The organism is Streptomyces sp. 13-12-16, from assembly GCF_002114215.1.
Classification (GTDB): Bacteria; Actinomycetota; Actinomycetes; order Streptomycetales; family Streptomycetaceae; genus Streptomyces.
In genome coordinates this window covers 1-4,810 of record NZ_NCTE01000024.1, presented here as the reverse complement: position 1 = coordinate 4,810, position 4,810 = coordinate 1, and the positions used below count along the sequence as shown (strand labels likewise).

The 4,810-nt window shown below is 73.3% G+C and carries 4 protein-coding genes and 1 pseudogene; 1 reads left to right on the top strand and 4 read right to left on the bottom strand.

The genetic code is table 11. The annotated features are described in order from the left end of the window. A pseudogene (locus tag B7767_RS01285) lies at window positions 1-186 on the top strand (MFS transporter); the annotation flags it as partial. Window positions 187-208: 22 nt separating this feature from the next. On the opposite strand, the gene B7767_RS01280 reads toward B7767_RS01285, so the two are convergent. The 4 genes from B7767_RS01280 to B7767_RS01265 form a co-directional block, all read right to left on the bottom strand. After that, a complete protein-coding gene (locus B7767_RS01280) occupies window positions 209-1,201 on the bottom strand; it encodes an adenosine deaminase (RefSeq protein ID WP_085570449.1) in 993 nt (330 codons plus the stop codon). Between the two features lie 20 nt (window positions 1,202-1,221). After that, window positions 1,222-2,127: a ribonuclease Z gene (locus B7767_RS01275; RefSeq protein WP_085570448.1), complete on the bottom strand. Its 906-nt coding sequence runs from the start codon at window positions 2,125-2,127 to the stop codon at window positions 1,222-1,224. Window positions 2,128-2,133: 6 nt separating this feature from the next. After that, window positions 2,134-2,487, bottom strand: a complete 354-nt coding sequence (locus tag B7767_RS01270) for a histidine triad nucleotide-binding protein (protein ID WP_085570447.1) — start codon at window positions 2,485-2,487, stop codon at window positions 2,134-2,136. A gap of 144 nt (window positions 2,488-2,631) precedes the next feature. Continuing rightward, window positions 2,632-4,810, bottom strand: a 2,179-nt coding sequence (locus B7767_RS01265) for a S41 family peptidase (protein WP_085570446.1), incomplete at its 5' end; no start/stop codon positions are given.

Below are 4,810 nucleotides of genomic sequence, written 5' to 3'. Positions count from 1 at the left end.
CGCCGCCGTGGCGGCCACCCGGCGGCGGTGGTCGCGGCGGCGCCGGGCACCCCCATGGGCACGGTCCCCGAGGTCGGCGCCCCGGAACAGCCGGTGGTCGAGATCCCCCTCGACGGCACCCCGGCCCCGGCCCGGCGCACCTACGACACGGCAGCGGCGACCCGGGCCCCGGGCACCACCCGCTGAAGCCCCGCCCGCGGCTGCGCGGTCAGGTGAAGTCGTACGCCTCCACCTCGGCGAGGTACCGGGCCCTCAGACCCTCGTCGTCCTCCAGGAACGAGGCGAGGAAGGAGTTGCGCGCCAGCTCGCGCAGGCGCTCCGGGCCGAGGCCCAGGGTCTCGCGCACCGCGTCGAAGTTGTCCCCGGCGTAGCCGCCGAAGTACGCCGGGTCGTCGGAGTTGACCGTGCACATCAGACCGGCGTCGAGCATCGCGGGCAGCGGGTGGTCGGCGAGGGCGTCGACCGTGCGCAGCCGCACGTTGGACAGCGGACACAGGGTCAGCGGCACGCGTTCCCGCACCAGCCGCTCCACCAGCGCCGGATCCTCCACGCACCGCAGCCCGTGGTCGACCCGCTCCACACCGAGGACGTCCAGCGCCTCGGTGACGTACTCCGGCGGCCCCTCCTCCCCCGCGTGAGCGACCCGTCGCAGCCCCAGCGCGGCAGCGGCCTCGTACACCTCCCGGAACTTCACCGGCGGATGCCCGACCTCCGCCGAGTCCAGCCCGACCCCGGTGATCCGGTCCAGGTACGGCTTCGCGGCGTCCAGCGTCGCCAGCGCCGACTCGGCGGACTCGTCCCGCAGGAAGCACATGATCAGCCGGGTCGAGACACCGTGCGTCTCCCCGCTCCGGCCCAGTGCCCGCCACAGTCCCTCGACCACCGTGCCCATGGCGACCCCCCGCGCCATGTGCGCCTGCGGATCGAAGAAGATCTCCGCGTGCCGCACGCCCTGCGCGGCGGCGCGGGCGAGGTAGGCGTCGGCGAGGTCCTCGAAGTCCCGCTCGGTGCGCAGGACGGCCATGAGCTCGTAGTACAGGTTCAGGAAGGACTGCAGGTCCTCGAAGCGGTACGCCTCACGGAGCGCGTCGGTGTCGGCGTAGGGCAGCTCGACACCATTGCGCGCGGCGAGGGCGAAGGCCAGCTCGGGCTCAAGGGTGCCTTCGATATGAAGGTGCAGTTCGGCTTTCGGTACGGGCATCGAAATATCGTACGGCGCTTTCACCGACGCTTCGGAAGCGCCACCCGTTGCAGATCACGTGCCACGGTCAGCTCGCCCTCGTACCCGGCCGCCCTCGCCTGCCGCTCGAACTCCTCCGGGTCGGAGTAGCGCTGGCTGAAGTGGGTGAGGACGAGGTGCCGTACGCCCGCCCCGCGCGCCACCCGGGCGGCCTGCCCGGCGGTCAGATGGCCGAAGTCGACGGCGAGCGCCTCGTCCTCGTCGAGGAACGTCGACTCGATGACCAGCATGTCGCAGCCCTCGGCGAGCGCGTACACCCCGTCGCACAGCCGGGTGTCCATGACGAACGCGAACCGCTGCCCGCGCCGCACCTCGCTGACCTCCTCCAGCGGGACCCCGTCGAGCACGCCTTCGCGCTGGATGCGGCCGACGTCCGGGCCCTTGATGCCGTGCGCGGCCAGCCGGTCGGGCAGCATGCGCCGGCCGTCGGGTTCGACCAGGCGGTAGCCGTACGCCTCGACGGGATGGGAGAGCTTCCGCGCCTCCAGCGTGTAGCCGGGGGTGCGGTCGAGGGGGCCGTCCGTGTCGACCGGGGCCTCGGTGAGGGCGACGGTCTCGCGGTAGGCGGTGGCGTAGCGCAGACGGTCGAAGAAGCGCTGACCGGAACGCGGGTAGTGGGCGGTGATCCCGTGCGGCACCTTGTCGAGGTTGACGCGCTGGATCACCCCGGCGAGGCCGAGGGAGTGGTCGCCGTGGAAGTGGGTGACGCAGATCCGGTTCAGGTCGTGGGCGGCGACCCCGGCGCGCAGCATCTGGCGCTGGGTGCCCTCACCGGGGTCGAACAGGATGCCCTCGCCGTCCCAGCGCAGCAGGTAGCCGTTGTGGTTGCGGTGCCGGGTGGGGACCTGGCTGGCGGTGCCGAGGACCACCAGTTCGCGTACGGACAAGGCGGCTTATCCGGGGGGCCACTCGAGACCGCGACCGCCCAGGACGTGGGCGTGCGCGTGCCAGACGGTCTGGCCGGCACCGCTGCCGGTGTTGAAGACGATCCGGTAGCTCTCCAGCTTCTCCTCGTCGGCGACGGCCTGCGTCTCCCGCAGCACGTCCGCGGCGAGCTCGGGCGCGGCGGCGGCGAGGGCGGCGGCGTCCCGGTGATGCGCCTTCGGAATCACCAGCACATGGGTGGGCGCCTGGGGGTTTATGTCACGGAACGCGACGGTGGTCCCGGTCTCCCGCACGATCGTCGCCGGAATACTCCCCTCAACGATCTTGCAGAACAGGCAGTCGTCCTGAGGCTCCCCAGCCACGAACCCTCCTCAAGCCAGCTGATCACGTACGAGGCATCGTACCCGCGCCCGCCCCGCTCTCCGCGGGGCGGCACGGGTGGGCGCCGGGGGTGCCCCCTCCGGGGAGGCACCCCGTGAGCGCCGGGCTGCGCGGGCACCCCCGGCTCACGGCAACGTCGGCGGCGCCTTCGCCGGCGTCGACTCCAGCGTCTCCAACGCCAGCCTCACCGCCTCGTCCAACTGCACGTCCCGCCCCGCCGCGTGATCCTGCGGCCGCTGCACGACCTCCACGTCCGGGTCGACCCCGTGGTTCTCCACGTCCCACCCGTACCCCTCCAGCCAGAAGGCGTACTTGGGCTGGGTGACGAGCGTCCCGTCCACCAGGCGGTACCGGCTGTCGATGCCGATCACGCCTCCCCACGTACGGGTGCCGACCACGGGCCCGATCCCCAGCGCGCGGATCGCCGCGTTGACGATGTCCCCGTCGGACCCGGAGAACTCGTTGGCGACAGCCACCACCGGCCCCCGGGGCGCGTCCCGCGGATAACTCTCCGCCCGCATCCCCCGGGGCAGGTCCCACCCCACGATCCGCCGGGCCAGCTTCTCCACCACGAGCTGCGACGTGTGCCCGCCCCGGTTCTCCCGCACGTCCACGACGAGCCCCTCCCGCAGCACCTCCACCCGCAGGTCGCGGTGGATCTGCGCCCACCCGGGCGCCTGCATGTCGGGAACGTGGACGTACCCCAGGCGCCCACCGGACTTCTCCAGCACGTACGCCCGCCGGTCCGCGACCCACGCGTGGTACCGCAGCGGCTCCTCGTCGGCGAGCGGCACCACCACCGCGTGCCGCGGCTCACCGCCCCCCGCGGGCGACACCGTCAGCTCCACCGGTTTCCCCGCCGTCCCCACCAGCAGCGGCGCCGGCCCGGTCACCGGGTCGACCGCCTGCCCGGCGACGGCGACGATCGCGTCCCCCACCCGTACGGCGACCCCCGGCGCGGCGAGCGGCGACCGGGCGTCCGGGTCGGAGGTCTCCGCGGGCAGGATCCGGTCCACCCGCCAACTGCCGTCCTCGTGCCGGGAGATGTCCGCTCCGAGCAGTCCCTGCCGCGCCCCGTCGCCGTAGCCGCCGCGCGGGATGACGTAGGCGTGCGAGGTGCCGAGTTCGCCGTGCACCTCCCACAGCAGGTCCACCAGGTCGTCGTGGGTGGCGAGCCGGTCGAGCACGGGCCGGTACCGGTCCAGGACCCCGTCCCAGTCCACACCGTTCATGTCGGGACGCCAGAAGTTGTCCCGCATGATGCGGCCGTTCTCGTCGAACATCTGCCGCCACTCGACGGCCGGGTCGACGAACTGGCGCACGCGGTCCAGGTCGACGGTGATGTTGGTGTCGCTGTCGTCGTCGCCGGAGGCGCGCCGGTCGCTGGGCACGACCTTCAGCCGCCCGTCCGTCCACAGCAGCACCCGCTTGCCGTCGCCGCTGACCTCGAAGTGGTCGGCGTCCACGGCCAGGTGCTCGATGCGCTGCTGGGCGAGGTCGTAGCGCTCCAGGTCGGTCTTGGGGTCCGGGTCGTCGGGCGTGGCGCGGGACGCGCCGAGCACACCGCGCACCGGGTGCCGCAGCCACAGCACCCCGTCCTTGGCGGCGCGCAGGTTGGTGTAGCGGGCGGCCTCCACCGGGAACGGCACGATGCGGTCGGCGAGGCCGTCGAGGTCGATCCGGGTGGTGGGGGTGCCCTCGCTGTCGGGGGTCTCGTCCCGGTCCGGTGTCTCGAAGGGCCTGCCGTGCCGCTGCGGGCCGAACGGCGACGGGGTGGTCGCCGCGAGGGTGATCAGGTACGGCCGTACGCCCTCGACGAAGGCCAGGTCGAAGACGTGCTCGTCGTAGACCGGGTCGAAGGAGCGGGTCGACAGGAACGCGAGGTGCTTGCCGTCGAGGGTGAAGGCGGGCGCGTAGTCCTGGAAGCGCAGCGGGGTCGCCTCGGTGACCGACAGGTCGGTGGTGTTGGCGAGCTTGAGCTGGCTGAGCGGGCGCGGGCCGGGGTGGGACCAGGCGAGCCAGGAGGAGTCGGGCGAGAAGACCAGCCCGGAGACGTCGCCGTCCTCGCTGCGGTCGACCTCGCGGACCTCGCCGGTCTCCCGCTCGACGAGGAGGACCCGGCCGTCGTGGGAGGCGACGGCGGCGCGGCTGCCGTCGGGGGCCATGGCGAGCCCCACGACGCGGCCCAGTCGCCCGGCGGCGATCCGGCGCGGGGTGGCGCCCGGGGCGAGTCCGGTGGCGGGGGCGAACTCCAGGGCGTCGTCGCCCTCGGCGTCGGTCACCCACACCACCCACTCCTCGCCG

Coding starts and splice junctions, on each gene's coding strand:
- B7767_RS01280 (WP_085570449.1), bottom strand. CDS start 1,201: ATGCCCGTACCGAAAGCCGAACTGCACCTTCATATCGAAGGCACCCTT.